This window comes from Acidovorax sp., assembly GCF_046339755.1.
Lineage (GTDB): Bacteria > Pseudomonadota > Gammaproteobacteria > Burkholderiales > Burkholderiaceae_C > Acidovorax.
The window spans coordinates 1-2,678 of record NZ_JBKDTZ010000017.1 but is presented as its reverse complement, the minus strand read 5'-3'; the positions used below and the strand labels follow the sequence as shown (position 1 = coordinate 2,678).

The window sequence follows — 2,678 nt, the reverse complement described above, 5'->3', positions numbered from 1 at the left end:
GCACAATCAGGTTTTTTGTTTTGTTTTTTTTGCTTGATTCTGACGATCGGAAAAAGGAGAGGAAAAACGATCTTTGATGAGCACCTCGAAAAAGTTACGCCACATTCAATCAGACGAAGTAGACAGAGACGATTTTATGGTGGCTGTCTCTTTGCTTGAAGAAGACTGTCCCCAACTGAAGGGCTTGGAAAACAAACTCATTCCCCAATTCAACTTGAGTTTGCCTCAGTGCATGATGGGATTGAAAGTGTTGTGTTTTGTCACAGCAGAATACTATTCAGCTCTCAAGAAGGACTTTTGTCGCCCAAACACCGTTTGTTCTTCTTTTCCTTTCCTTTTGAAAAAAAGAGAAAAAAGCTAAACGTTTGAAAACAAACAGCTCACCGTGCAAGTGTTTGATGTCCTTGTGGAGAGAGATGTGCCTCTACTGAAGGCCTTGTACGCCATTGTTGAACGCGATTTTCTTCGAACAAGCCCACCAAGTGCAAAGGTATTTTCCCTCATGTCCACGAAGAAGCTCTCTCTCCCAGAAGAAGGGTTTTCCTCGCACATCTGACTAAGAACAGACAATGAAGGACTCTGATAATCAAATAAGCACGTATTCGAGCATCGACCGAATGAGCAATCCTTCCATTGCCACGCAAGCGTCTCCTGGAGGAGGCAAGTCACGCTTTCTCTTCACGCTGGCTTGTCTCTCATTCTCCCTCCTCAAGCGCATGGCCGACGAATCTGCGATCAAAGAACATTGCCCTTTCTTCTTTCAAGTCCAAGTCCCCAAAACCATTCAGAACTTGGAAAAGACGATCGGGATCACAATCTCCCACGACCATCATCAAACCATCTTCAGAGGTGAAAGTGATCCGGATCTGTTGTTCTTCCACCTGGGCTGTCGCGCCCTCCACTCGTTCGTTACCTCCTTCTTTTCTTCAACTGTTTTGAATCCGAACTGACCCTCCAAACAACGACTTGTCCACAGGTTCTATTTGGACCTTGACGATCCCCATAACGGTCACCCTACGTTCGATATCTTTTGCGAGAGAGTGCGAGTTCTCTTCCCCGACATGACCATCGAGACTGCCCTCGACGTTATCCGCTACTATTGTCGCTCTCATCTCAACAAGGACAGGATCTTGCTCTGCGTCGACGAGATCATGAAGATTAAAGACGACGCCCGTGATCTCTTTCGCAAGCTGAACAATCTTCTCGACTACGAAGACGTGACAGTGGTGATGTCCACTGTTGACAGTTACTTTTTGTCAGTCAATGACAGAACTGGACTCACATCAGCATCCAATCGCCCCATCAACTGGATTCAACTCCCTCCCATCTCTCTTGCCTCTTCCCTTGAACTCTTTAGGGAGTATTCGCCCATGAGTCCTTCACTTGTGACCATGATCTCCCACTGCAACGGCCACCCTCACTCTCTGTCGACGCTTCGCCAGGCTCTTGAGAAGAACAAAAAAGGAATCTCTCAGATGACCCTGGACGCTCTCACAACAGCCTTCTCGTCCTCCCTGGATGAAACCTACCCAGAGTTTGAGGACTGGAATGTAGTGCATGAGATCCTCAAGGGAGAGAACCTTTGGATGGACCACGAGGTCTACTGTCGTGAAAACACCTCTTACACAGTCCACGACCTGATCGCCCAAGGTGTCTTCCTCAACTCCCTCGGCCCAAACCCTTCCGCTTCTGCGGTCCCCCTCTCTTCCCTCCTCCACCTCAGGATCCGCCTCCCTCAGCAGAACAAGCCTTCTCCCTTCTTCGATTTTGTGAGCCACATGGCTATGATCCCGATTGGAGAAGAGTCTACCCACGGCACATGGTTCGAGGTGTTCCACTCGTGCTGGGAGGGGATGATCCGATGGGCGTGGGAAGGTCAGACAGCCCGACTGATCTCCCAGTTTTACAAGTGCAAAGACGATTACACAGTCTTTCTCTCACCATCACTGGCAGACACATCCATCTTCTTCACCAACAAGGTTCTGAATGAGAGTAAAACTTTCCTCCTCGAACCCCTGGTTGAGAAGGAAGGCAAAGAAACAGCACCACTCACCTCTTCTTCGTCCTCGTCTTCCTCTTCTTCATCTCTTCAAGATGGCCCCACATCCTTCGAGACGATTCATCTGTTGGGAAGATGCAACGCAGGATTTGATGCCCTCATTCTGGAGATGACTGAAAGAGAAGGAGGAGAGCCTCGGGCCATCTTTTTGGAGTACAAGTTCTCGAGCCCAACCAGTACTATTGAATCAAGCATCAAGCAACTGGAAACTAAACTCAAGAACACCCTTGGGTTCTTTGACCAAAACCTCAGAGGTAAAAAAAAAAAAAAAAAAAAAGTCCAAAGAATGACATAAAAAAAAGACAAGCAATTCAAGACGAAGAGAGGGGAGGATGGAAAGATTTTGAAGTTTACGAGTTACTCTCAACTTTACTTCATGATCATCTCCAGTGGGCAAGTCATCCAACCAGGAGACAAAGGAAAGATCAAAACGTTTCTGTCAGGTTCTTTGCATCCCAAAGACGACACAAAACCAGTCGTGGTCTTGTTGGAACAAGATAGACTGTTGAAGCTCTATGGCCCTTCCCTTTCCAACATTCCCCAATTCTACACTCATTCCACAAACGAAGGAACGATGGAGCTCTTGAAACAAGCAGGTGTCACGCTATCCAAAGGTAAT

At 47.3% G+C, this 2,678-nt stretch carries 4 protein-coding genes; all 4 read left to right on the top strand.

Going from position 1 to position 2,678, the window contains the following annotated elements; all coding sequences use genetic code 11:
- Positions 1–76: 76 nt before the first annotated feature.
- Positions 77–361 carry a hypothetical protein gene (locus ACK59X_RS01880; RefSeq protein ID WP_409954750.1) on the top strand — a complete coding sequence of 95 codons (285 nt, stop codon included), beginning with the start codon at positions 77–79 and terminating at the stop codon, positions 359–361.
- Positions 362–617: 256 nt separating this feature from the next.
- The gene (locus ACK59X_RS01875) at positions 618–950 is read left to right on the top strand and encodes a hypothetical protein (protein WP_409954749.1); all 333 of its coding nucleotides are present in this window, start codon (positions 618–620) and stop codon (positions 948–950) included.
- A gap of 111 nt (positions 951–1,061) precedes the next feature.
- Positions 1,062–2,354 (top strand): hypothetical protein, encoded by a 1,293-nt coding sequence (locus ACK59X_RS01870; protein ID WP_409954748.1) that lies wholly within the window; start codon positions 1,062–1,064, stop codon positions 2,352–2,354.
- Between the two features lie 81 nt (positions 2,355–2,435).
- Positions 2,436–2,678: hypothetical protein (locus ACK59X_RS01865; RefSeq protein WP_409954747.1), on the top strand; the 243-nt coding region annotated here is incomplete at its 3' end.